The 22,954-nt window shown below is 71.5% G+C and carries 24 protein-coding genes; 12 read left to right on the forward strand and 12 right to left on the reverse strand.

Translation table 11 applies throughout. The annotated features are described in order from the left end of the window. Positions 1–379: 379 nt before the first annotated feature. Entirely contained in the window at positions 380–616 is a 237-nt protein-coding gene (locus ACFPFQ_RS19275) for a hypothetical protein (RefSeq protein ID WP_379620663.1), read from the reverse strand. 323 nt (positions 617–939) lie between these two features. On the opposite strand from ACFPFQ_RS19275, the gene nrdR reads away from it, so the two are divergent. From nrdR to ACFPFQ_RS19300, 5 genes are all read left to right on the forward strand, one after another. Further along, positions 940–1,407 carry a transcriptional regulator NrdR gene (nrdR, locus tag ACFPFQ_RS19280; protein WP_379620665.1) on the forward strand — a complete coding sequence of 156 codons (468 nt, stop codon included), beginning with the start codon at positions 940–942 and terminating at the stop codon, positions 1,405–1,407. Between the two features lie 56 nt (positions 1,408–1,463). Next, positions 1,464–6,653, forward strand: coding sequence for an adenosylcobalamin-dependent ribonucleoside-diphosphate reductase (locus tag ACFPFQ_RS19285; RefSeq protein WP_379620667.1), 5,190 nt, complete (start codon positions 1,464–1,466; stop codon positions 6,651–6,653). Positions 6,654–6,717: 64 nt separating this feature from the next. Next, positions 6,718–7,632: an RNA polymerase sigma-70 factor gene (locus ACFPFQ_RS19290; protein WP_379620669.1), complete on the forward strand. Its 915-nt coding sequence runs from the start codon at positions 6,718–6,720 to the stop codon at positions 7,630–7,632. A gap of 70 nt (positions 7,633–7,702) precedes the next feature. After that, positions 7,703–8,449 carry an SDR family oxidoreductase gene (locus ACFPFQ_RS19295; protein WP_379620671.1) on the forward strand — a complete coding sequence of 249 codons (747 nt, stop codon included), beginning with the start codon at positions 7,703–7,705 and terminating at the stop codon, positions 8,447–8,449. Beyond that, entirely contained in the window at positions 8,446–8,877 is a 432-nt protein-coding gene (locus ACFPFQ_RS19300; RefSeq protein ID WP_379620673.1) for a hypothetical protein, read from the forward strand. The genes ACFPFQ_RS19295 and ACFPFQ_RS19300 overlap by 4 nt, the downstream gene beginning before the upstream one ends. A 4-nt stretch (positions 8,878–8,881) precedes the next feature. On the opposite strand, the gene ACFPFQ_RS19305 is transcribed toward ACFPFQ_RS19300, so the two are convergent. From ACFPFQ_RS19305 to ACFPFQ_RS19320, 4 genes are read right to left on the reverse strand one after another with little or no spacing between them, the layout of a single operon-like run. Continuing rightward, the gene (locus tag ACFPFQ_RS19305) at positions 8,882–9,538 is read right to left on the reverse strand and encodes a response regulator (RefSeq protein ID WP_379620675.1); all 657 of its coding nucleotides are present in this window, start codon (positions 9,536–9,538) and stop codon (positions 8,882–8,884) included. Further along, positions 9,535–10,689 (reverse strand): sensor histidine kinase, encoded by a 1,155-nt coding sequence (locus tag ACFPFQ_RS19310; RefSeq protein WP_379620677.1) that lies wholly within the window; start codon positions 10,687–10,689, stop codon positions 9,535–9,537. Before ACFPFQ_RS19310 ends, ACFPFQ_RS19305 begins: the two co-directional genes overlap by 4 nt. A gap of 22 nt (positions 10,690–10,711) precedes the next feature. After that, positions 10,712–10,837 carry a hypothetical protein gene (locus ACFPFQ_RS19315; RefSeq protein WP_379620679.1) on the reverse strand — a complete coding sequence of 42 codons (126 nt, stop codon included), beginning with the start codon at positions 10,835–10,837 and terminating at the stop codon, positions 10,712–10,714. 14 nt (positions 10,838–10,851) lie between these two features. After that, the gene (locus ACFPFQ_RS19320; protein WP_379620681.1) at positions 10,852–11,079 is read right to left on the reverse strand and encodes a hypothetical protein; all 228 of its coding nucleotides are present in this window, start codon (positions 11,077–11,079) and stop codon (positions 10,852–10,854) included. Positions 11,080–11,467: 388 nt separating this feature from the next. Between ACFPFQ_RS19320 and ACFPFQ_RS19325 the strand changes: the two genes are divergently transcribed. Then, complete coding sequence (locus ACFPFQ_RS19325; RefSeq protein WP_379620683.1) at positions 11,468–12,448, forward strand: pirin family protein; 981 nt, start codon at positions 11,468–11,470, stop codon at positions 12,446–12,448. Positions 12,449–12,451: 3 nt separating this feature from the next. On the opposite strand, the gene ACFPFQ_RS19330 is transcribed toward ACFPFQ_RS19325, so the two are convergent. After that, on the reverse strand, positions 12,452–12,664 hold the full coding sequence (locus tag ACFPFQ_RS19330) for a helix-turn-helix domain-containing protein (protein WP_379620684.1): 213 nt from the start codon (positions 12,662–12,664) through the stop codon (positions 12,452–12,454). Between the two features lie 220 nt (positions 12,665–12,884). Between ACFPFQ_RS19330 and ACFPFQ_RS19335 the strand changes: the two genes are divergently transcribed. From ACFPFQ_RS19335 to ACFPFQ_RS19355, 5 genes are all read left to right on the forward strand, one after another. After that, a complete protein-coding gene (locus tag ACFPFQ_RS19335) occupies positions 12,885–13,544 on the forward strand; it encodes a transglutaminase-like domain-containing protein (RefSeq protein WP_379620686.1) in 660 nt (219 codons plus the stop codon). Positions 13,545–13,553: 9 nt separating this feature from the next. After that, a complete protein-coding gene (locus ACFPFQ_RS19340; RefSeq protein WP_379620688.1) occupies positions 13,554–14,591 on the forward strand; it encodes an MBL fold metallo-hydrolase in 1,038 nt (345 codons plus the stop codon). 65 nt (positions 14,592–14,656) lie between these two features. Beyond that, on the forward strand, positions 14,657–15,550 hold the full coding sequence (locus ACFPFQ_RS19345; protein ID WP_379620690.1) for a hypothetical protein: 894 nt from the start codon (positions 14,657–14,659) through the stop codon (positions 15,548–15,550). A 234-nt stretch (positions 15,551–15,784) separates the two neighbouring features. After that, a complete protein-coding gene (locus ACFPFQ_RS19350; RefSeq protein WP_379620692.1) occupies positions 15,785–16,273 on the forward strand; it encodes a DUF3145 domain-containing protein in 489 nt (162 codons plus the stop codon). Positions 16,274–16,297: 24 nt separating this feature from the next. Then, the gene (locus ACFPFQ_RS19355; protein ID WP_379620694.1) at positions 16,298–16,846 is read left to right on the forward strand and encodes a hypothetical protein; all 549 of its coding nucleotides are present in this window, start codon (positions 16,298–16,300) and stop codon (positions 16,844–16,846) included. Between the two features lie 10 nt (positions 16,847–16,856). Here the strand turns inward: ACFPFQ_RS19355 and ACFPFQ_RS19360 are convergent, their stop codons facing one another. From ACFPFQ_RS19360 to ACFPFQ_RS19380, 5 genes are all read right to left on the reverse strand, one after another. Then, complete coding sequence (locus ACFPFQ_RS19360; protein WP_379620696.1) at positions 16,857–18,110, reverse strand: beta-ketoacyl-[acyl-carrier-protein] synthase family protein; 1,254 nt, start codon at positions 18,108–18,110, stop codon at positions 16,857–16,859. Beyond that, a complete protein-coding gene (locus tag ACFPFQ_RS19365) occupies positions 18,107–18,349 on the reverse strand; it encodes an acyl carrier protein (protein WP_379620698.1) in 243 nt (80 codons plus the stop codon). The genes ACFPFQ_RS19360 and ACFPFQ_RS19365 overlap by 4 nt, the downstream gene beginning before the upstream one ends. A 52-nt stretch (positions 18,350–18,401) precedes the next feature. After that, a complete protein-coding gene (locus tag ACFPFQ_RS19370) occupies positions 18,402–19,379 on the reverse strand; it encodes a beta-ketoacyl-ACP synthase III (RefSeq protein WP_379620700.1) in 978 nt (325 codons plus the stop codon). Continuing rightward, positions 19,376–20,299, reverse strand: a complete 924-nt coding sequence (locus tag ACFPFQ_RS19375) for an ACP S-malonyltransferase (protein ID WP_379620702.1) — start codon at positions 20,297–20,299, stop codon at positions 19,376–19,378. The genes ACFPFQ_RS19370 and ACFPFQ_RS19375 overlap by 4 nt, the downstream gene beginning before the upstream one ends. A gap of 150 nt (positions 20,300–20,449) precedes the next feature. Then, the gene (locus ACFPFQ_RS19380) at positions 20,450–21,649 is read right to left on the reverse strand and encodes a PucR family transcriptional regulator (protein ID WP_379620704.1); all 1,200 of its coding nucleotides are present in this window, start codon (positions 21,647–21,649) and stop codon (positions 20,450–20,452) included. Between the two features lie 81 nt (positions 21,650–21,730). Here ACFPFQ_RS19380 and ACFPFQ_RS19385 point away from each other — a divergent pair, with 81 nt between their 5' ends. Continuing rightward, on the forward strand, positions 21,731–22,510 hold the full coding sequence (locus tag ACFPFQ_RS19385; protein ID WP_379620706.1) for a pirin family protein: 780 nt from the start codon (positions 21,731–21,733) through the stop codon (positions 22,508–22,510). A 144-nt stretch (positions 22,511–22,654) separates the two neighbouring features. On the opposite strand, the gene ACFPFQ_RS19390 is transcribed toward ACFPFQ_RS19385, so the two are convergent. After that, entirely contained in the window at positions 22,655–22,861 is a 207-nt protein-coding gene (locus ACFPFQ_RS19390; RefSeq protein ID WP_075941971.1) for a cold-shock protein, read from the reverse strand. Positions 22,862–22,954 lie beyond the last annotated feature (93 nt).

The following is a 22,954-nucleotide window of genomic DNA, read 5'->3' on the forward strand; positions in this document are numbered from 1 at the left end:
TCGATTCTGTCGGTGCTCGATGGTAGACATCGCACAGACGTTCGTTCGAACGCCTGTTTGAGTCGAACAGGCGGACCTCGGAGAATCGGAGCGGCGGGATGCGCGAGCAGATGAAGGCGAGCGGTGTGGCGGAAGGGCAACTCTGCACCCCGGATTTCGGCGTGGTGCGCGCGCGTGTCGGCGCCCGCCGCTCCGCCGGACCGGCGGGTGGTCCCGGAGGTGCGGGCGGCCGCGGCCTCGAGCGTGCGGGTGCGCGCCGGTCCAGCCGTCCCCGCCCGGTCCGTCCGGAGGCGGTCGCGGTCGCGGTTCGCCCCCCGCAGCTGGAGCGCCCGCTCCGCGTTGTCCAGCCGGCGTGCGCCGCTCCGGCCCGCCCGCTGCGTCAGCGCGTGCTCGCACGCGCCGCCACCGCACCATCGCGCGCGGTGGTGCGGGTGCGCCGCATCGTCGCGGGCGTCGCGGTCGGCCTGGTCACGGCGGCCGTTGTCGTGGGGCTCGGGCTCCTCGCCGGCGCCACCGCGCAGGTACGCGGCGGGGTCGACACCGCGCCGGCGGCATTCTCGGTCGTCGACGCACCGGCCGCGGCCGCCGGGGAGTCGCTGCGGGTCACGGTCCGCACCCCGGGCACGGTGTGGGATCTCGCCGTCCGGGTCGCTCCGGGTGCGCAGGGCCCGGCGCTCGCAGCCGTCGCCGAGCACATCGTCACCGCCAACTCGCTCGGGTCGGTCGAACTGCACCCCGGCCAGGTGCTCGAGGTGCCGGCGGCTGACGCTGTGCGTGCGCCGCGCCCGATCGGGTACAGCGACGCGCCGATCGGGCCACGTGGTTCCTCGGCCCCTACATGTTGTGGCTACACTGGTGTTGTTCGTCAACAGGTGGGGTCGTGCTCGAGGTGGGCACTGCGCACCTGCCCTCGCCCGCTTCCGGAGGGGATCCGAGCCGATGCGCTGCCCGTTCTGCCGCCACTCGGACTGCCGTGTCATCGACTCGCGCGAGGTCGACGACGGCCAGGCCACCCGCCGCAGGCGCTCCTGCGTCGCCTGTGGGCGACGGTTCACCACGGTCGAGGAGGCCGTGCTCGCAGTCGTCAAGCGCAGCGGCGTCACCGAGCCGTTCAGCCGCGACAAGGTCGTCAAGGGTGTTCGTCGCGCCTGCCAGGGCCGCCCCGTCGACGAGGACGCGCTGGCATTGCTGGCCGCCCGCGTCGAGGAGGCCGTCCGCGCCGGCGGCACGGCCGAGATCCCGAGCCATGAGGTCGGTCTCGCGATCCTCGGCCCGCTGCGTGAGCTCGACGAGGTCGCGTACCTGCGCTTCGCGAGCGTCTATCGCTCGTTCTCCTCGATAGAGGACTTCGAGAAGGAGATCGCCGACCTGCGAGGTCCCGCCGAAGCCGGTACTCCCGCCGACTGAATCCGCCGACCGAACCCGCTGCCGACCGCTCGCCGGTACCGGAGGAGAGGAACAGCATGGCCGACACCGCCGAAACCACATCGGGGCGCGGGAAGAAGCCGGCTGCCAAGCCGGCACGTGTCCCCGGCCTCACCGTCGAGCGGATCCACACCACCGCCGGTGTGCACCCCTACGACGAGGTCACGTGGGAGCGCCGCGACGTCATCATGACCAACTGGCGTGACGGCACGGTCAACTTCGAGCAGCGCGGCGTCGAGTTCCCCGACTTCTGGTCGATCAACGCCACCAACATCGTCACGAGCAAGTACTTCCGCGGCGCCGTCGGGTCTGCCACGCGCGAGTCGAGCCTGCGTGCGCTGATCGACCGGGTGGTCACCGTCTACCACCGCGCGGGGGTCGAGCACGGCTACTTCGCCACCGACGCCGACGCCGAGGTGTTCGCCCACGAGCTCACCTGGATGCTGCTGCACCAGGTCTTCAGCTTCAACTCCCCGGTGTGGTTCAACGTCGGAACCCAGTCCCCGCAGCAGGTCAGCGCCTGCCTTCCCTATGAGTCGCTGGTCAGCACTCCGGCCGGGTTGCGGCCCATCGGCGAGTTGGTCGACACCGACGCCGTCGGCACCAAGGTGTTCGATGCGCACGGGCTCACGAGCGTCGTCGCGACAAAGGCCAATGGCGTTCGCGAGGTGCTCAGGCTGCACACGAAATCGGGGCACACGCTCGACGTCACGCCCGACCACGTCGTCTGGAAGAGCACGGGCAGCGGCTCGGGCCGGTGGGTCGAGGCCGGCACGTTGCAGCCCGGTGACTCCGTCGAATGGCACCGAACGCATTCGTTCGGAGAATCCGTGATCGAGGTCGCGCAGCTCGCGGAGGCCGGGCTCGCGGGATGGCTCCAATCCGACGGATTCGTCGGCAAGTACGACACCGGGACGAACCGATCGCTCACGATCGAGGCGATGACCGTCACGCCCGCGGAGCTCGACTGGGTCACGGTCACGCTGGACGCGGTTTTCCCGGACGTGCATCGGCATCAGCGTTGCGTCGTCACACAGGACGAGAGCCTCGACTGTCGGCGAACTCGCCTGTACGGCGCCGCACTGTCGGATTTCGTCGAGCGCTGGGGCCTGCTCGCTCGCGGCACCGAGATGGTCGTGCCCCCGCACTTGTTCACCGCACCCCTGCCGGTCGTTGCCTGCTACCTGCGGAGCCTCTTCCAGGCGGAGGGCTACGTATCCCGCCGGGAACGCTCCACTCTCGTCGGCATGGACATGATCGGCGAGCAGCTGATCCGTGGCGTGCAGGCGCTGCTGGGACGATTCGGGATCTTCGCCCGCGTCGGTCACAAGGTGGACCCGCGCCCCGATCGGCACGACATCTGGGGCATCCGCATCCAGGACGCCGGGGATCGGCGGATGTTCGCCGACGAGATCGGTTTCATCGACCCGGCCAAGGCGGCCCAGCTGGAGGCATCGTTCGACCTGGCCGGTCGGCCGGCTCGCGCCGTCAAGAGCCTTCAGATCGACCGTATCGAGCGGCTCGGCGAGCGTGCGGTCTACGACATCCAGACCGAGTCGGGTGAGTTCCTTGCCGGCGGTCTACGTGTGCACAACTGCTTCATCCTGGCCGTCGACGACACGATGGAGTCGATCCTCAACTGGTACCGCGAGGAGGGCCTGATCTTCAAGGGCGGCTCCGGCGCCGGTTTGAACCTGAGCCGCATCCGCTCGTCCAAGGAGCTGCTCTCCTCCGGCGGCACCGCCTCGGGGCCGGTGTCGTTCATGCGCGGCGCCGACGCCAGCGCGGGCACCATCAAGTCCGGCGGTGCCACCCGCCGCGCGGCGAAGATGGTGGTGCTCGACGTCGACCACCCCGACATCGAGGAGTTCGTCGAGACCAAGGCCCGGGAAGAGGCCAAGATCCGGGTGCTGCGCGATGCCGGGTTCGACATGGACCTCGGCGGTTCCGACATCACGTCGGTGCAGTACCAGAACGCCAACAACTCGGTGCGCGTCACCGACGAGTTCATGCAAGCCGTCGAGGCCGACACCGATTTCGGGCTGCGCGCCCGGATGACCGGTGAGGTCATCGAGAAGGTCGGTGCGAAGAAGCTGTTCCGCACCATCGCCCAGGCTGCCTGGGCGTGTGCCGACCCGGGGATCCAGTACGACGGCACGATCAACGACTGGCACACCTGCCCGGAGTCCGGACGCATCAGCGCATCCAATCCGTGCAGTGAATACATGCATTTGGATAATTCGAGCTGCAATCTCGCGTCGCTGAACCTGCTCACCTTCCTGGACGATTCCGGGCAGTTCGACGCGGCCCGTTTTCAACGTTCTGTGGAGCTCGTCATCACAGCGATGGACATCTCCATCAGCTTCGCCGACTTCCCCACGGAGCCGATCGGGGACACCACCCGCAAGTTCCGCCAGCTGGGCATCGGCTACGCCAACCTCGGCGCGCTGCTGATGGCCACCGGGCACGCCTACGACTCCGAAGGGGGCCGCGCGGTCGCGGCGTCCATCACCTCGTTGATGACGGGCGCGTCCTACAAGCGCTCGGCCGAGTTGGCCGGTGTCGTGGGGCCCTACGAGGGCTACGCGCGCAACGCGGAGTCGCACCAGCGGGTGATGCGCAAGCACGCCGCAGCGAATGACGACGTCCGCACATTGCCGGCGAGCACGGCCATCCACAAACTGGCCACCGCGGCCTGGCGTGACAACCTCGCCATCGGCGCGAAGAACGGGTGGCGCAATTCGCAGGCTTCGGTGCTCGCGCCCACCGGTTGCCTCACCGGCGACACTCTGGTCGCCACCGACCGGGGGCTGGCCCGGTTGGGTGAGATCGGCGACGCCTACGGCGACCGCTGGCAGCAGCTCGACATGGCGGTGTCGACGGATGAGGGTCCGAAGCAGGCCACGCAGTTCTTTGTGAACGGCGAGGAACCGACCCGGCGGATCGTGACGGAAGGCGGCTACACGATCCAGGGCACGTTCACGCACCGCGTCAAGGTCGTGGACGCATTCACTGGGGAGTGGGTGTGGCGGCGGCTGGCCGACGTCGCTCCCGGCGATGTCGTACCCCTGCAGATGGGTTCGTTCGTCGGCGGGCTGCGCACCGTGCCGCTCCCGGTGCTCGACCAGGCCTACTACACGTCCGACACCCGGTTGGTCGTCCCTGACGCGGTCGATGCCGACCTGGCCGAGCTCGTCGGCTACTTCATGGGCGACGGCAGTCTGCACGCCAAGGGCCTGCGGTTCTGCGTGACCGACGATGACCTCGATGTCACCGAACGTCTCCGCATCCTCGGCAAGCAGCTGTTCGGCCTCGAAGCCACGGTCACGCAGGCCGAGGGCTACCAGGAGGTCGCACTCCACTCGGTCCGGCTGGGCAGGTGGTGGGAGGCCGCGGGATTCGCGAGGCGGCGCCCCAACCCGGAACCCGAGGGCAACGGGTGGACACCGCACGTGCCCGCCGCGGTACTCGAAACCAACGACGCCGAGGTCTACGCCGCGTTCCTGCGGGGGCTCTTCGAGGCAGCCGGCACCGTTCTCGAGGGGGTGCCCTCGGTGTCGACCGCTTCCGCATCGTTCGCCGCCGAGATCCGCACCCTCCTGCTGGCCCTGCGGCTGCCCACCACCACCAGGGAGACGGTCAGCGGGTTCGGCGGACCGATCTTCCAGGTCCGCCTCCGCAACCTCGACCACTCGCTCGGCTTCGATGAGTTCGTCGGATTCATCGGCAGCCGCAAGAATGGGCTCATACCGGAACTCGAGCCCGCACAGGGCGGCAATCGCGATCGAATCCATCTTCCCCGGCAGGTCTGGGACGAGCTGATTCCGATCGGTCACGATCGTCGCAATGTCGTGGTGAACTCCCTGCGAAAGAATGGCGGGGTGTCGCGTACGACGGCACTGCGAATTTTCGAGGAGACCCTCGACCGCCGGCTCAGGTTTGCGCTCGGCTATGCGTTCGAAAGGGTTGCCGAGAACGTGTTCGGCGGCGTTCAGCCCACGTTCGACCTCTCGGTCCCGGACAACGTCACGTACGTCGCCGCCGGATTCATCAGCCACAACACCATCGGGCTGATGATGGACTGCGACACCACCGGAATCGAACCGGATCTCGCACTCGTCAAGTTCAAGAAGCTCGTCGGCGGCGGTTCGATGCAGATCGTCAACCAGACGGTTCCGCGGGCACTCACCCGGCTCGGCTATTCGCAGGAGCAGGTCGAGGCGATCGTCGAGCACGTGGCCGAGCACGGTCACGTCGTCGACGCCCCCGGCATGCGTCCGGAGCACTACGAGGTGTTCGACTGCGCCATGGGCGAGCGGGTGATCGCCGCCATGGGCCACGTGCGCATGATGGCGGCGGTGCAACCGTTCCTGTCCGGGGCCATCTCCAAGACGGTCAACATGCCGGAGACGGCCACCGTCGAGGACGTCGAGAAGATCTACCTCGAGGGCTGGCGGCTCGGGCTCAAGGCATTGGCCATCTACCGCGACAACTGCAAGGTCGGCCAGCCGCTGTCGGCGGGCAAGTCGGCGAAGTCGTCCGGTGGTGGTGAGCAGCAGGTCACGGTCGTCGAGGCCCGCCCGGTGCGCAGGCGGCTGCCCAAGAAGCGGCCGAGCGAGACGATCTCGTTCACCGTCGGCGGCGCCGAGGGCTACCTCACCGCCGGTTCCTACCCCGACGACGGCCTCGGCGAGATCTTCGTGAAGCTGGGCAAGCAGGGCTCCACGCTGTCGGGTGTCATGGACGCGTTCTCGATGTCGATCTCCGTTGGCCTGCAGTACGGCATCCCGCTGGAGTTCTACGTCTCGAAGTTCTCCAACCTGCGCTTCGAGCCGGCCGGCATGACCGACGACCCCGACGTCCGCATCGCCACGAGCGTGCTCGACTACCTGTTCCGCCGCCTCGCCCTCGACCACCTGCCCGCGGAGAAGCGCGCGCAGCTGGGCATCTTCTCGGCCGACGAGCGCACCGCGCAGGTCGAGCAGAACTACGGCGGCGACCCGGTGGTCGACGTGGCGGGGCTCAGCTCGGGTGTCGAGGCCGCGCCGGTGCACCCGGCCGGGGTGAGCCGAGCGCCCGCCGAGGTCGGCAGCTCCACCGAACTGCTGGAGCTGCGCATGGGCAAGGCCGCCGATGCGCCGCTGTGCATGACGTGCGGCACGAAGATGCGTCCCGCGGGCAGCTGCTACCTGTGCGAGGGCTGCGGCTCCACCAGCGGCTGCAGCTGACACCCACCTCCGGGGCACCGCACACACCACAGAAGGTGTGTGCGGTGCTCCTAAGGTGTGTGCGGTGACGACCGTCGCCGATTTCGAGCCGCAGCGGCCACGGCTGTTCGGGCTCGCCTATCGCATGCTCGGGTCCGCCCACGACGCCGAGGACGTGCTGCAGGACGCCTGGTTGCGCTGGTCGGGCGCCGACCGCGCCGTGATCGAGTCGGTACCGGCGTGGCTCGCCACCGTCGTCACCCGGCTGTGCCTGACGCGGCTGACGTCGGCCCGGGCACGTCGTGAGTCCTATCCCGGGCCGTGGCTGCCCGAGCCGGTCCCCACCGACGCCCAGGAGCTGGGGCCGCTCGACACGGCGGAGCAACGGGAGTCGGTGTCGCTCGCGCTCCTGGTCACGCTGGAGCGGCTCACCCCGGCCGAGCGTGCTGTGTACGTGCTGCGCGAGGCGTTCGGGTACGGCCACCGCGACATCGCCGGCGTGCTCGACCTCGACGAGGCGCACTGCCGCCAGCTCTACCGCCGCGCCCGGCAGCACATCGACGGGCACACCACCGCGCAGCCACCGCCGGACCGCGCGACGTGGCTGCAGCTCGTCGAGCGGTTCCTCACGGCCGCCAACGACGGTGACCTCCCGGCGCTGGAGTCGATGCTCGCCGCCGACGTCACGGCGTGGAGCGACGGGGGCGGCAAGGTCAGCGCCGCGCGCCGCCCGGTGCACGGCCGGGAGGAGGTCGCGCGCTTCGTCGCCGGTGTCCTGCGCCTGCGCCGCACCGAGGGTCTCGTCGTCACCGTCGCCGACGTCAACGGGGCGCCTGCGGTGCTCGCCTGGATCGGGGCACAGCTCATCGCAGTCACGAGCATCGAGGTCGTCGATGAGCGGGTGGCGACGGTCCGGTTCGTCGTCAACCCCGAGAAGCTCGGTTACCTCGCGGCGCGCACCACCCCTCCGGGTGGGGTGCGAGCGACGTCACACTCCTAGCTGTCACGCTCGCGGCGGCTGCGCGGTCCTCCCTGGTGACGGCCCGCTGCGGGCCGTGGAGGAGGACGACATGGACACACTGGTGACCGGCGGGACCGGCACCCTCGGCAGGGTGCTGGTGGAGCGGCTGGCCGCGGCCGGTACGCCCGTGCGGGTGCTGAGTCGCCGGGAAGGGCCCGGCCGGGTCGTGGGTGACCTCGACACCGGCGCGGGGCTCGACGCCGCGGTCCGCGACGCTGGCGTGATCGTGCACGCGGCCACCCGGGCCGGCCACGATGTGGCCGCCACGCAACGGCTGGTCGACGCCGCGGTCCGGGCGGGCACGCGGCCGCACCTCGTCTACGTCTCGATCGTCGGGATCGACCAGGTCCCGATGGGCTACTACAAGGAGAAGCTGGCCGCCGAGGAGATCGCGGCCGGCTCGGGGCTGCCGTGGACGATCCAGCGCGCCACGCAGTTCCACGACCTGCTCGACACGGTCTTCCGGTACGGCGCGAAGCTCCCGGTGCTGCCGGTGCTGTCGGGCGCGAGCTTCCAGCCCGTCGACGTGCAGGACGTCGCCGCCCGGCTCGTCGAGCTGGCCACAGCGGCGCCCGCAGGCCACGCACCCGATCTGGGCGGGCCCGCGGTCCGTCCGATGCGCGACCTCGCCAGCGTCTGGCTCGCTGCCCGGGGCAAGCGCCGCCCGCTGCTGCCGGTGCGGGTGCCCGGCGGGATCGGCCGCGGGCTACGCGCGGGCGGCAACCTCACGCCCGCCCACGCCGAGGGTCGGATCACCTTCGAGGACTTCCTCGCCACGACGAGACAGCACGCATGAGGACCACGATCCGGGTCCTGCTGGGCCTGCTCGGCGCTATCGAGTCGCTGGTCGGGGTGTGGGCGCTGTTCTGGCCGCGCGGGTTCTACGACGCCTTCCCGCTGCCCGGCCACCCCTTCGTCTCGCTGCTGCCGCCCTTCAACGAGCACCTGGTCGGCGACGTCGGCGGGCTGAGCCTCGGGCTGGCGATCCTGCTCGTCGCGGGCGCGGTGCGCGCCGACCGCTGGACCGTCCGCGTGGCGGGACTGGCCGGGCTGGTCGTGCTGCTACCGCACACGATCTTCCACGCGGGGCACCTCGAGCACTTCCCGCCGGTCGACGCCGTCATCCAGACGGTCAGCACGGTCGCGCAGATCGTGGCGCTGGTGGTGGTGCTCGCGCTCAGCGGTCGGCTACCGCAGTTGCGGCCGGCCACCGTCGCAGCGTGAGGGCTCAGGGCTGAGCGAGTCCGACCCGGAACGCATAGCGGACGGCGTCGGCGCGGTTCTCGACGCCGATCTTGGCGAAGGCGTTGTTGATGTGCGTCTTGACCGTGGTCTGCTCGACGAACAACGCGGTGGCGATCTCGGCGTTGGACAGGCCGCGGGCGATGAGCGTGATCACCTCGCGCTCCCGGCCGGTGAGCCCGGCCGCCTCGGGATCGGATGCGGGGGAGCCGCCCCCACCGTCGACGAGTGCCGCGACCAGCCGCCGGGACACGTCGGCGTCGAACGTCGAATGGCCGGCCGCTGCCGAACGGATCGCTGCGGCGATCTCGCTGCGCCCCGCGTTCTTCGTGAGGTAGCCGCGGGCGCCGGCGGCGAGCGCGGTGGTGATCGACGCGTCGTCGGCGTAGGTGGTGAGCACGAGCACCGCCACGTCCGGATGGTCCCGGGTGATGCGCGTGGTGGCGCCCACTCCGTCGAGCCCCGGCATCCGCAGGTCCATCAGCACGACGTCGCACGGGGTGTCGCCGAGCAGGTCCACGGCCTGCTGGCCGTCGGCAGCGGACCCGACCACGTCGATCCCGTCGGTCATCTCCAGCAGCGCGACGAGCCCGTCGCGGACTATCAGCTGGTCGTCGACGACGAGCACCCGCACGCCGCTCACGACGGTACTTCCGCAACGACGGTCCAGCCGTCACCGTCCTGCCCGGCGCGCAGCTGCCCACCCACGAGCGCGAGCCGTTCCCGCATGCCGGTGAGCCCGTTGCCGGGTGGTCCCGACCGCTCCTGCGGTGGCCGGAGAGGGGAGTCGTTGTGCACCGTCAGCCGGACGGCGCCGGGCGCGAACTCCAGCACCACCTGGACGGGGGCGCCGGGGGCATGGCGGGCGGCGTTGGTCAGTGCCTCGCGAGCGGTGCCGGTCAGCGAGACGCCGACCGCGGCGGGTACCGGCCGCGTGGGGCCTTGCACGGCGATGTCCGGGACAGGGCCGAGGTGGTCGCGGCGGTGGCGCTCGGCCAGCTCGGCGAGGGCGGCGGGCAGCGGAAGGGCGTCGGAGCGCAGCGCCGTGACCGCCGCATGGGCCTCGTCGAGGCCCTCTGCGGCGAGCCGGCGCGAGCGTTGCACCCGGGCGAGCGCGCCGGTGGCGTCGCCCTGTTCGAGGAGCGCCTCGGCCACCTCCAGCTGGACGCCGAGCGCGCCGAGCGAGTGGGCCAGTACGTCGTGGAGCTCGCGAGCGATGCGCGTGCGCTCGTCGAGCGCGGCGGCCCTGGCCTGCTCGGCCTGCGCCCGACGGGTCTGTTCCAGCAACGCGGCGGTCTCCATGACGCTCAGGTGGTACTGGCGGCGGTACAGCGCCGACATCGTGACGAAGGCGGCGACGCCGATCAGGATGAGCAGCGACGCGAAGGGCTTGCCCGCGTGCAGCCACTGCCAGGACAGCAGCCCCATGATGGCGACGGCGAGCCCGCCCGACACCAGCGGTGGAGTGCGGGTGTGCGCGACGAACATCGCCAGCACGACGAAGAGGATCACGGTGCCGGTGGTGTCGCCCGCCACCACCGTCGATGCGGCCGAGAGGGCCGCGACGGCCAGCGCCACCAGCGGTGCCACACGCCACCGGCGGTCGGTGGCCAGGAAGAACAGCCAGCACGCCACGGCCAGCGCGTAGGCGAACCAGATCCAGGCGGCCGGGACCTCCGCGGCGATGAGCATGCCCGCGATCACGGCGGTGCCCACCAGACGGCCGAGCCATCCGGACTCGGGCCCGCCCGCGCGCAGGGCCGCCCCCACCCGGGTCAGCACGCCGTCGGTCATGGCTCCAGTCTTGCAGGTTCGATCACCGGCGGGGCCTGCGCAGGATCGTCGCCAGCACCACCACCAGCAGCAACAGTCCGAGGAACACCGCGCCGATGACGATCAGGCGGCCGAACAGCAGCTCCTGGAGGATGTCGGCTCCGTCCATGGCGAGGACCATGATCAGCGCTCCCCGTCGAGGTAGCGCGACGCGGTCCGCCCGACCGTGCCCCACATGCCGCCCCGGTCACCGAGGGTGCGGGCCAGCGGCCCCGCCATCCGCTTGGCGTCGTCCAGCCGTCCGGCGCGCCGGGCGAGCAGGATCACCACGGTGGCGAGGATGGCGACGCCGGCGACCACGGCGGCGATGATCAGCACCCGGTACATCAGGAACAACATCAGTGTCTGCATGCCGTCGACGCTAGGAACGGGACGGGGTGGAGGAGGACCTCCCGCGGGTGGAGGTGGGGGTGGAGATCGGGTGCCGGCGTTGCCCGGCCTCTCGCTGTGCGAAGCGGATGCTGCTGTCGGCTTCGCGCGACGATCCGGCGCCCGGACCGGCGGGGAGGTCGCGACCGTGAGGATCTGTGGAGCTCTACTGCCGGCTCTCGGGGCAGCCACATGGTTCCCTGTGGCGCATGACGGCGGGCTGGGGACAGCCACAAGGTTCCATGAGGCGCTCCGGCGGCGGCCAGGACCCAGCCCCGTCGGCCAGCCACCAGCCGCAACCCCCCATGACCCTCCAACCAGAAGCCCAGCCCTCCACCACCCGCCATCCAGGAGCGGGCACACTTGTTGCATGAGCAACGTCGCGACGGATGTCCCGGTCGAGTTCTGCAGCGGCGACGCGTCGGCGGGTCCGGTCCGCCAGCTGTTGCCGGCCCGCGCCGTCTCGCTGGGACCGGGCACCGAGGTCCGACGGCTGCTGCCCAGCCTGGGGCGGCGGATGGTGGGTGCGTGGTGCTTCGTCGATCACTACGGTCCCGACGAGATCGCAGCACGCCCCGGGATGCAGGTGCCGCCGCATCCGCACATCGGCTTGCAGACGGTGAGCTGGCTGCTGGACGGGGAGGTGCACCACCGCGACAGCCTCGGCAGTGACGTGGTGATCCGCCCCGGCGAGTTGGGCCTGATGACGGCGGGGGCCGGGATCGCGCACGCCGAGCAGTCGCCGAATCCGCACGGGGCGCTCCTGCACGGTGCCCAGCTCTGGGTCGCCCTGCCCGACGCCGAACGCGCGATCGCGCCGCGGTTCGAGCACCACTCCGGGTTGCCGGTGATCACCGAGCCGGGCCTGCGGGCCACGGTGCTGCTGGGGGAGGTGGCGGGCGCGCGCTCGCCCGGCCGCGTGCACACGCCGCTCATGGGGGTGGATGTCGAGCTCGCACCGGGCGCCGACGTGCTGCTGCCGCTGGAACCGGACTTCGAGCACGCGGTGCTCACCGTGTCGGGCGCCCCGGACATCGACGGCGGCGAGCTCGCGGCCGGTGCGCTCTGCTACCTCGGGTGCGGCCGGTCCCAGCTGCGGCTGCGGGCGCCCGCGGGTGGCCGGTTCCTGCTGCTGGGCGGCATCCCGTTCGACGAGGAGATCGTGATGTGGTGGAACTTCGTCGCCCGCGCCGGGGCCGAGGTGGCAGCGGCTCGGGCGCACTGGCAGGCGGGGCCGCCGACGCACGGCAGCGACCCGCTCTTCGGCGCCGTTCCCGGCTACGACGGGCCGGCGCTCGGCGCGCCCGACCTGCCGCCCACCCCGCTCAAGCCCCGCGGTCGGGCCCGCTGAGCCTCAGCCTGCCTGGTAACGCGATCCGGTGATCAGCGCCTCCACCGCGTGGCTCTGCACGCGGAACGTGCGGCCGAACCGCACCGCCGGCAGCTCGCCGCTGTGCACGAGCCGGTACACGGTCATCTTCGACACGCGCATCCTGGCGGCTACCTCGCCGACGGTCAGGAACGGCGCCTCGATCACGTCCGGTCTGCCGTGCTGCTCTGCGGCCATCGCGACTGCCTCCCCACCATCCCGATCGGGTCCACCGATCGCATCGCGGCGAACAGTAGCCGACACTCCGTCACCCTCCGGGGTAGTGCGATGACCGCTGATGGGTGAACCGCGGGCGCCCGGAGGGGTGCAACGCACACAGCCGGCGCATGCGCGAGTCCGGCGTAGGGTGACGGGGCGGCGCGAGGGAGCGAACCCGTGCCCGGACGGGGGAGCACTGGTGGATCCGGCCTACACGCAGCCCGGCACGTTCGTGGATTCCGACGCGCCCGAGGTGCTCACGTTCGCCCGGAAGGCCGTCGGATCGGCCACGGATCCGGTCGAGCGGGCCGTGCGGCTCTTCGACGCCGTGCGCGACAGGATCTGGTACGACCCGTTCGGCATCACGCCCGATCCCGCCGCCTACCGGGCGAGCGCGGTGGCCACGTCGCAGGCGAACTGGTGCGTGCCGAAGGCGGTGCTGCTCACGGCGGCGGCCCGCGCCGTCGGGATCCCGGCCCGGTTGGGTTTCGCCGACGTCCGCAACCACTTCCAGACGCCGCGCCTGCGCGCCCGGATGGGCGGCTCGGACGTCTTCGTCTACCACGGCTACAGCGACCTGTACCTCGACGGCCGGTGGGTCAAGGCGACGCCGGCGTTCAACGCGGAGCTGTGCGCGCGGTTCGGCGTGCCGCCTATCGCGTTCGACGGCCGCCAGGACGCGCTGCTGCACGCGTTCGCCGCCGACGGTTCGGCCTACATGGAGTACGAGCGCGACCGCGGCGTGCACGCCGATCTGCCGCTCGACGAGGTGCTGGACGCGCTCACCTCCACCTATGGCCAGGAGATGCTCGTCCCATCCACGGGACGTGCCACCGACGCCTTCAGTGCCCCGACGTAAGGTCCGGGAGTGATCGAGGACGACGACCCGGACGGTGACTGGACGGCTCCCGGTGTGTTCCGGTGCGCCCCCGGCGTCTACCGCATCCCGCTGCCACTGCCCAACGACGGGCTGCGGGCGGTCAACGTCTACGCCGTCGAGGACGGCGATGGCGTCACGCTCGTCGACTCCGGATGGGCGTTGTCGCAGGCCAAGGAGCTGCTGGGCAAGGCGCTGGCGGCGCTGGGCTTCGGGTTCCCCGACGTGCGGCAGTTCCTCGTGACGCATTCGCACCGCGATCACTACACGCAGGCCATCGTGCTGCGCCGCGAGTTCGGGATGCGGGTGGCACTGGGCCGCGGCGAGCAGCCCGGGCTCGAGCGGATCAACGATCCGGACCGCGAGGAGCGCGGGCACACCCGCAGACTGCGCCGCGCCGGGGCGTTCGAGCTCATGCGCACGCTGGCGACGATGCCGAGGGAGGAGCAGGACCTCTCGCTGTGGGAGCCGCCCGACCAGTGGATCGAGGACGGCGCGCAGATCGAGATCGGTGCCGGCGTCACCGGCCGCCGGCTCCAGGCGGTGGCCACCCCCGGCCACACCAGCGGCCACGTCGTGTTCGCCGACGAGGCGTCGGACCTGCTGTTCGCCGGGGATCACGTGCTCCCGCGGATCACGCCGTCGATCGGTCTCGAACCGATCCCGCCGAAGAGTCCGCTCGCTGACTTCCTCACCTCGCTGCAACTGGTGCGCAACCGTCCGGACGCCGCGTTGCTGGCCGCACACGGACCGGTGGGCATGCGTGTCCACGAGCGGGTCGACGCGCTGCTGGCCCACCACGGCGCGCGCCTCGACGCCACGCTCGCCGCGGTGCGGTCGGGTCGCCATACCGCCGAGGAGGTGGCGGGGGTGCTGACGTGGACGCGGCGCGAGACCCGGCTCGCCGACCTGGATCCGTTCAACGCGATGCTCGCGACGCTGGAGACGCTGGCACATCTGGACGTGCTCGTGGAGCGGGGCCTCCTGACCACGGAGACCGACGACGGCGTCGCCCGCTACCGGGTGTAGTCCCGATTCATCCTTCGTAGAGCCGCCTGCCACGTCTGGGCTGTTCGGACGTACGCTGCTGGACCATGTGGGGGCGGGGCTCGGTCGCCGGGCGGCTGGCGTTGACCGTCGCCGCGGTGGCGATCGCCGCCACCGGTGTCGTGGTCGCCGCCGACGGGTCGGCGTCGGCCGGCGGGACGCCGCGGGTCGCGGTCGCGCCTGCCGCGCTGAGCGGCTGTGCCGCCACCGGCCCGTACGCGGTGCCGGAGCTGACGAGCGCCGGGGTGCCGGCCGGGCTGACCCTGTGTCGCAGCGGTCCGATCACGATCACCGAGCCCGGCGCGGTCGTCGACGGCTGGGAGATCGGCGGCGGCATCGTGGTCGACGCGCGGGACGTGGTGGTGCGACGCAGCCGCATCATTGGTGACGGATCGGTGCCCTACGGGATCCGGACGACGCGTGCGGGTTCGGTGCGGATCGAGGACACCACGCTGACCGGCGACTTCCCGGAGGCCGCCGTCGGTGACGACCGCTGGACGGGTACGCGGATCGAGATCACCCGCGTCACGCACGACGGGGCCCGCCTCGGCGTCCGGGCCCGGCTGCGCAACAGCGCGGTGCACGACTTCGCACCCGGCCCCGAGACGCTGGCCCACGGTGTCGTCCTGCACGGAACGGGCAGCGACGTGCTGGTGGAGGACTGCCGCGTCGAGCCCGGCCCCGCGGCAGCGAGCGCGGTGTGGGTGGCGGCGACCGCCTCGCCCCGTGTCGCGGACGGGCCCGGCGTGATCCGCGGCAACGTGCTGGGCGGCGGGCGCTCCACCGTGCGGGAGGAGCCCGTCTCGGGCATCCCCACCGACCTGCTGATCGCCGGCAACCGGTTCCAGCGCGCGGTGGGTGTCGTGCCGCTGCAGGTGTCCCCGCATGCCGTGCTCATCGACAACCGGTACGTCGACGGCGGGATGCTGCCCGCGCGCTGAGTCGGCCGGCTACACGCCGTGATCGAGGTGTCACTCCTGTGACAGATGTGACCTCTGTGGTGGAAGTGACCAGTCCATTCGCGACACGCCCGGCATGTCGCGAGTTGGCGAGCCGCGCCGGCAACGGGCAGACTGATCACCACAACCGATCCCGGGATGAGTTCCGGGCAGAGCAGATCATCGCGACGCGAGGGCGTAGGGGAAGACGATCCTCGTCGACGTTGGAGGTCTGCAGTGAATGCACGCGGCGTGGTCTTCGTCCACTCGTCGCCGACTGCGGTCTGTCCGCATGTCGAGTGGGCGATCTCCGGCGTGCTCGGAACAAAGGTGTCCTTGCAGTGGACACCGCAGCCCGCGGTACCCGGTCAGCTTCGTGCCGAATGCACGTGGATGGGTCCCGTGGGTAGCGGCGGCGCGCTCGCAGGAGCACTGCGGGCGTGGTCGATGCTGCGGTTCGAGGTCACCGAGGAGCCGAGCCCCGGGGTCGATGGCGAGCGGTTCTGCCAGGTCCCGACTCTGGGTATGTGGAACGGGCGCACGAGCGCCAACGGCGACATCGTCGTCGGGGAGGACCAGCTGCGGGCGTTGATCGCCCAGGTGCCCGCCGCGCAGATCCCGGCGCGGATGAACGACCTGCTCGGCTCCGCATGGGACGACGCGCTGGAGGAGTTCCGCTTCGCGGGCGACGGCGCGCCGGTGACCTGGTTGCACCAGGTGGGCTGAGCAGCATAGGCCAGACTGCATCCCGTGCGGGGAAATGCGGCGGTGTCGCGACGCGAGCGGCTCGTCGTCGTCGCGCTCGGAGCGTTCGTGGTGGTGCTGGCGGTCACGGCCGCGGTCACGGCCGGGGTGCGGCTGCGGGGCCTGCCGCCCTCGATCCCCGCGAGCGGTGCCGGATCGGGCGTGGTGGAGCTGAGTCCCGACGCCGCCCGGCATCCACAGGGCGGCGCCGTGCGCGATCAGCTGCAGCGCCACTTCGACAGCATCAACCAGCGCGACTACGCGGGCTGGACGACCACCGTGGTGGACAAGCGGGCGGCGCGCAGCCCGGAGCCGAAGTGGCGGTCGGACTACCGCAGCACCCAGGACGGCACCATCCGCATCGACCGGATCGACGACGCGCAAACGGGTGCGCTGCTCGTGCGGATCCGGTTCGTCAGCACGCAGGACGTGGCCGACGCCCCGGACGCCACACCCGCGCCGCGGTTGTGCTGGTTGAGCACGTTGCCGATGGAGGGAACGCCGCCCCGGATCGGTCTGACCCAGGGCGACGGTTCCGTCTCCACCGCCTGCTGACCGGCGTGGGTCAGACCTTCGTGAACGCCACGGCGGCGTTGTGCCCGCCGAAGCCGAAGGAATCGCACACCGCTGCCTGCAGGTCCATCTTCCGCGGCTCCCCGGCCACGACGTCGAGCTCGACGCCGGGATCGAGGTTCTCCAGGTTCAGCGTGGCCGGGATGATGCCTTCCTTGATCGAGAGCAGCGTGATGATGCTCTCGACGGCTCCGGCCGCCCCGACCATGTGACCCAGCGCCGACTTCGGTGCCGTGAGCACCGGGTGGTCACCGAGTGCCTTGCGCACGGCCTTGGTCTCGCCGACGTCGCCCGCCACCGTGGAGGTGGCGTGGCAGTTGACGTGCCCGACGTCCGACGGGTCCAGACCCGCCATCTGCACGGCCTTGGCGATGGCGCGCGACTGCCCGCGACCCTCCGGTTCCGGCCCGGTGATGTGGTAGGCGTCGGCACTGAGACCGGCACCGGCCAGCTTGCCGTGCACCGTGGCACCGCGGGCGGCCGCGAAGTCGGCCCGCTCCAGCACCATGATGCCCGCGCCCTCGCCGAGCACGAAGCCGTCGCGAGCGGTGTCGAACGGTCGCGACGCGCGCTCGGGCTCGTCGTTGCGCAGTGACAGCGTGCGGGCCTGCACGAACCCGGCCACCGTGATGCCCGTGATGCAGGCCTCCGCGCCACCGGCGATGACGACGTCGACCTCACCGGCCCGCAGCAGGCGCAGCGCCCACGCCAGCGCCTCGGCGCCGGACGCGCAGGCCGAGACCGGCGCGTGCACACCCGCCTGGGCGCCCATCTCGATCCCGACCACCGCGGCCGGGCCGTTGGGCATGAGCATCGGGACGGTGAGCGGCGAGACCTTGCGCAGGCCGCCCGTCTCGAGCAGGTCGTCCTGGCCCAGCAGCGTGACGGCGCCACCGATGCCGGTGCCGATCACCACGGCCAGACGTTCCGGGTCGACAGCGAGGCTGCCCGGCTCGCCGAGTCCCGAGTGCGCGACCGCCTCGCGGGCGGCGATGACGGCCACCTGCTCGCAGCGGTCGAGCCGGCGGGCCTGTACGCGGGCGAGCACGTCGGTGGGCTCCACGGCCAGCGGGGCCGCGATCTTCACCGGCAGCTCGTGGCGGTCGACCCACTCGTGGTCGCCGTCGATCCGGCGCACGCCCGAACGGCCGGCGAGCATGGCCTCCCAGGTGGAGGCGACGTCACCGCCCAGCGGAGTGGTGGCCCCGAGGCCGGTGACGACTACCTCGATAGGAGAGGTCGTCACTGGTTCTTCGCGATGTAGTCCACCGCGTCACCGACCGTCTTGAGCTCGGCCAGCTGGTCGTCGGGGATCTTCACACCGAACTTGTCCTCGGCCTGCACGGCGATCTCGACCATGGAGAGCGAGTCGATGTCGAGGTCGTCGACGAAGGACTTGTCGGCGCTCACGTCGGCGGTGTCGATGCCGGCGACCTCCTCGACGATCTCGGCGAGGCCGGCGAGGATCTCGGCGTTGTCAGCCACGGTGGTTCTCCTTCTGGGTGGGAAACTCGTGATGCGGGTCAGGTGGAAAGCCTTAGGGAAAGATGACGACCTGGCCCGCGTAGGACAGGCCCGCTCCGAAGCCTACGAGGAGCACCGTGTCGCCCGAGCGCACCCGTCCGTCGGCGCGCATGTGATCCAGCGCGAGCGGGATCGACGCGGAGGACGTGTTGCCGGAGTGCACGATGTCGTCGGCCACCCGCAGGTCCTCGCGGGCGCCCTCCTTGCGCAGCTTCTTGGCGACGGCCTCGATGATGCGCAGGTTGGCCTGGTGGGGCACGAGGACGTCGATGTCGGCGGGGGTGAGCCCGGCCAGCTCGATGGCGCGCAGCGCGACAGGGGCGATCTTGGTGGTGGCCCAGCGGAACACCGCCTGGCCCTCCTGGAAGAGCTTGGCGTTGTCGTCCTTGATGTGGATGACCGGTGCCAGGTCGCCGGCGCTGCCCCAGGCGACGGGTCCGATACCGACCGAGGCCTCGTCGGCCGCCGGGCCGACCACGGCGGCGCCCGCGCCGTCGGCGAAGATGATGGCGGTGGAGCGGTCGGTCCAGTCCACCCAGTCCGAAAGCTTCTCCGCTCCGATCACCAGCACGTTCTTCGACGAGCCTGCGCGCACCAGGTCGGCGGCCGTGCCCACGCCGTAACAGAACCCGGCGCAGGCGGCGTTGAGGTCGAACGCGGCGGGGGCGCGGATGCCGATGCGGTCGGCCACCTGCGCGGCGCCGTTCGGGATGGGCGTGGGCATGGTGCAGGTGGCGAGGATGACCGTGTCCACGTCGGACGGCTCGAGGCCCGCGTCCTTCAGCGCGCGGGTGCCCGCCTCCACGGCCATGTCGACGAGCAGCGTCTTCTCGTCGGCGACGCGGCGCTCCTGGATGCCGACCCGCTCGCGGATCCACTGGTCGTTGGTGTCCATGGTGGCGGCGAGGTCGTCGTTGGTGACGATCTTGTCGGGCTGGGCGGAGCCCAGGCCCAGCAGACGGGCGCCGGGGACGGTGGGGGTCAGCTTCATGCCTGCGCTCCTGAGGCGTGCTCGGCGATCAGTGCTGCGGCCTTCTCGAGGTCGTCCGGGGTCTTCAACGCCACCGTGGCCGTGCCCTTCAGCTCGCGTTTCACCAGGCCGACGAGCGTGCCCGCGGGCGGGAGCTCGATCACGGCGGTGACGCCCAACCCGCGCAGCGTCGCCATGCAGGCGTCCCACCGGACCGGGCGGGTGACCTGCGCGATGAGCCTGCGCAGCGCCTCGGAGCCGGACGGGACCACCGTGCCGTCGGCATTGGACAGTAGCGGCCAGGTCGGGTCGGCGGGAGTGATCTCCGCCGCGTGGTCGGCGAGCGCGGACTCGGCGGGCGCCATGAAGCGGGTGTGGAACGCACCGGCCACCGGCAGTGCGATGACCCGGGCGCGCTCCGGCGGGTTCTCGGCGAGCGCGGCCAGCGCCTCGACGGTGCCGGCGGCGACGATCTGGCCGGCGCCGTTCTGGTTGGCCGGGTCGAGCCCGAGTCCCGCGAGCGTCTTGAGCACGAGCTCGGGGTCACCGCCCAGCACGGCGCTCATGCCGGTGGGCTCCAGCGCGCAGGCGGCGGCCATCTCGCGGCCGCGTACCGCGGCCAGAGCCACGGCGGCGTCGGGGGACAGGACACCGGCGATCGCCGCCGCAGCCAGCTCGCCCACGGAGTGACCGGCGACCGGGCTGCCCGCCGGCAGCTCCAGGCGGGCGGCTGCCAGCAGGGCCGACGCGACCACCAGCGGCTGCGTGACCGCGGTGTCCTTGATCTCGTCGTCGTCGGCGGTGGTGCCGAGGCGCTGCAGGTCCAGCCCGATGGTGTCGGACCAGCGCGCGATCGTCTCCTGCGCGGCCGGGTCGTCGAGCCACGGGCTGAGCATGCCGGACTTCTGGGAGCCCTGGCCGGGCGCGAGGAGTGCGATCACACCGCACAGCGAACACCGTCCGGGATCGGGGCGGGATACCGGGAGGCACGAACTCGACGTCCCGGTTTTGGAGGAAACCTCCAAAGAGGGCGGTGTACTTGACCGAGTCGTGCGGGTGGCGGCGGTCTCAGCTTGTAGGAAGCCCGCAGGTCAGGCCTTGTCGCTGGGCAGCGCGTCGCCGCCGATCCGGCCGAGGACGAGCGCCACCCGCAGCACGAGCGCGTCGCGCGGATCGGTGGGTGCCCGCCCGGTGAGTTCACTCACCCGGCGCAGGCGGTAGCGCACGGTGTTCGGGTGCACGAACAGCGCGCGGGCGCACGCCTCCAGCGCGGCACCCCCCTCGAGGTAGGTCGCGAGCGTGCGCAGTAGCTCACCGCCGCCCGCGAGCAGTGGCGTGATCACCGCGTCGATCAGGTGCTGGCGAGCAGTGGCGTCCCCGGACAGGGCCCGCTCGGGGAGCAGGTCGTCGGCGGCGACGGGCCGCGGGGCGTCGGGCCAGCCGGGTGCGGCGCGCAACCCGGCCAGTGCGGCCCTGGCGCTGGTGTGGGCAGCGGCGAGGTCGGGTGCCACCGGGCCGACGACGACGGGCCCCGGGCCGAACCCGCGCGCGAGGCGGGTGAGCAGCGCGGCGTCGGGGCAGCTGGGTTCCTGTGCGACGAGCACGATCAACCGGCTGCCCTGCACGCCCACCAGCACCGATCTCCCGGCCTGCCCGGCCTCGAGCCGCACCTCGCCGGGGCCTTCGCGGCCGTCGACGGCGGGGGTGCCGGCCATCACCAGCAGCGCGGCGGCCGGATCCCAGCCGAGTGTCGAGGCCCGCGAGACGAGCTCGTCGTCGGCCTCCCCGCGTACGACGCCGTCGACGACGAGCGCCTCCTGCCGGGCGTCCCACGCCCCGCGGGTCTCCGCGGCGCCCGCGTAGACGGTGGCGGCGGCGAAGGCGATCTCGCGGCCGAACCGCAGCGTGCTCTCCACGAGCGCGCGACGCTCGGTCTCGTCGGCCGCGAGCGGGGGCAGGTGGCGCTCGAAGACATCGGTGGCGATGCGGACCAGGTCCACGGTCTGGCGCAGGCTCAACCGGCGGGCCAGGTCGCGCGGCGCGATGCGGAAGGCCTCCGCGGTGAGGCGGATCGTCTCCCCGCGCTCGCCGAGCCATGCCACGAAGTTGGCCACGCCGGTCTGCGTCACGATCGCCACTCCGGCCCGTTGCTCGGCGGACAGGCGCGCGAACCAGGGCTGGTGCTCCTCCATGGCGACGAGGCAGGCGGCCGCGAGGTCGCCCGCGGCGAGCTCGATGCGCCGCCGGGTGCCTGCGGACACGACGCCCGGCTGGTGGCCACCTTTCGACATGTGTCGCAGCATGGCAGGTACCGGGAATGCCCCATGATTGGATCTTGTTGCAGAAGCAACTACCTTGAACGGAGGAACGTCATGGCTCGCACCGCGCTCACCCCGGCGATCGACGTCCGGCGGGCAGGCGACCGGTTCCACACGCGGATCAGCTGGCTGGACTCGCACCACAGCTTCTCGTTCGGCCCGCACTACGACCCGGACAACACCCACTTCGGGGTGCTGATGGTGAGCAACGACGACATCGTCCGGGCGGGCAGCGGCTTCGACACGCACCCGCACCGCGACATGGAGATCGTCACCTGGGTGCTCGAGGGCTCACTGGTGCACCAGGACTCCACCGGGCACTCCGGCCTGATCTATCCCGGATTGGCGCAACGGATGAGCGCCGGCACGGGCATCCTGCACTCCGAGAAGAACGACTCGTGGCGCATCGACGCCACGCAGGGCCGGCACGACGAGGACGTCCACTTCGTGCAGATGTGGGTGGTGCCCGACAGCGACGGCATCACGCCGGGCTACGAGCAGCTCGACATCGGCACCGAGCTGGCATCGGGCCAGCTCGTGGTGGTGGCCTCGGGCATGCCCAAGCACAAGGGGGACCGGGCCATCTCGATCCGGCAGGAGCACGCGGCTCTGTACGCCGCGCGGCTGCTGCCGGGCGCCGGCACGGCACTGCCCACGGCCCCGCTGGTGCACCTCAACGTCGCCCGTGGTTCGGTGGAACTGGAAGGCGCAGGTGTGCTCGGCACGGGGGACACGGCACGTGTCACGGCCGGAGAGGGCCAGCGGATCGTTGCGGGCTCTGATGGCGCCGAGGTGCTCGTGTGGGAGATGCACGCGACGCTGGGTCAGAACTGACGCAGACCAGCTGATTTCCGGAGCCGACTCGCGCCGGGCGGTGCCACCGCCCGGCGCGATGTCGTACGTCGACTCCCCGCACGGGTGCGGGAGAGCTCAGGTCACGGACGCCCCAGTACGGGCCTGCGGCGTCGGGGACCGGGATCAGCCCAGCGGGGTGACCTTGGTGGCCTGCGGGCCCTTCTGGCCCTGCTCGATGTCGAACGACACACGCTGCCCCTCGTCGAGGCTCTTGTAGCCGTTCGTCTGGATCGCCGAGTAGTGCACGAACACGTCCGCGCCACCACCGTCAGGAGCGAGGAAGCCGTAGCCCTTTTCGCTGTTGAACCACTTGACGGTGCCCTCTGCCATTCTTGCTCTCCTCGTACCCGTGCGCCGGGGCTCTGGCCCCCGGCATCGCGCCGCCGGACGCTATGAGTCCTCGCCCGGATGGGACGCCTTTCT

This window comes from Pseudonocardia sp. GCM10023141 (genome assembly GCF_042653605.1).

Excerpts from the sequence above, each read along its gene's own strand:
- ACFPFQ_RS19320 (WP_379620681.1), bottom strand. The coding sequence starts at position 11,079 with ATGCAGACACTGATGTTGTTCCTGATGTACCGGGTGCTGATCATCGCC.
- ACFPFQ_RS19385 (WP_379620706.1), top strand. The coding sequence starts at position 21,731 with ATGGCTCGCACCGCGCTCACCCCGGCGATCGACGTCCGGCGGGCAGGC.
- ACFPFQ_RS19295 (WP_379620671.1), top strand. The coding sequence starts at position 7,703 with ATGGACACACTGGTGACCGGCGGGACCGGCACCCTCGGCAGGGTGCTG.
- ACFPFQ_RS19300 (WP_379620673.1), top strand. The coding sequence starts at position 8,446 with ATGAGGACCACGATCCGGGTCCTGCTGGGCCTGCTCGGCGCTATCGAG.
- ACFPFQ_RS19285 (WP_379620667.1), top strand. The coding sequence starts at position 1,464 with ATGGCCGACACCGCCGAAACCACATCGGGGCGCGGGAAGAAGCCGGCT.
- nrdR (WP_379620665.1), top strand. The coding sequence starts at position 940 with ATGCGCTGCCCGTTCTGCCGCCACTCGGACTGCCGTGTCATCGACTCG.
- ACFPFQ_RS19330 (WP_379620684.1), bottom strand. The coding sequence starts at position 12,664 with ATGGCCGCAGAGCAGCACGGCAGACCGGACGTGATCGAGGCGCCGTTC.
- ACFPFQ_RS19310 (WP_379620677.1), bottom strand. The coding sequence starts at position 10,689 with ATGACCGACGGCGTGCTGACCCGGGTGGGGGCGGCCCTGCGCGCGGGC.
- ACFPFQ_RS19315 (WP_379620679.1), bottom strand. The coding sequence starts at position 10,837 with ATGGACGGAGCCGACATCCTCCAGGAGCTGCTGTTCGGCCGCCTGATC.
- ACFPFQ_RS19370 (WP_379620700.1), bottom strand. The coding sequence starts at position 19,379 with ATGAAGCTGACCCCCACCGTCCCCGGCGCCCGTCTGCTGGGCCTGGGC.
- ACFPFQ_RS19390 (WP_075941971.1), bottom strand. The coding sequence starts at position 22,861 with ATGGCAGAGGGCACCGTCAAGTGGTTCAACAGCGAAAAGGGCTACGGC.
- ACFPFQ_RS19325 (WP_379620683.1), top strand. The coding sequence starts at position 11,468 with ATGAGCAACGTCGCGACGGATGTCCCGGTCGAGTTCTGCAGCGGCGAC.
- ACFPFQ_RS19345 (WP_379620690.1), top strand. The coding sequence starts at position 14,657 with ATGTGGGGGCGGGGCTCGGTCGCCGGGCGGCTGGCGTTGACCGTCGCC.
- ACFPFQ_RS19380 (WP_379620704.1), bottom strand. The coding sequence starts at position 21,649 with ATGTCGAAAGGTGGCCACCAGCCGGGCGTCGTGTCCGCAGGCACCCGG.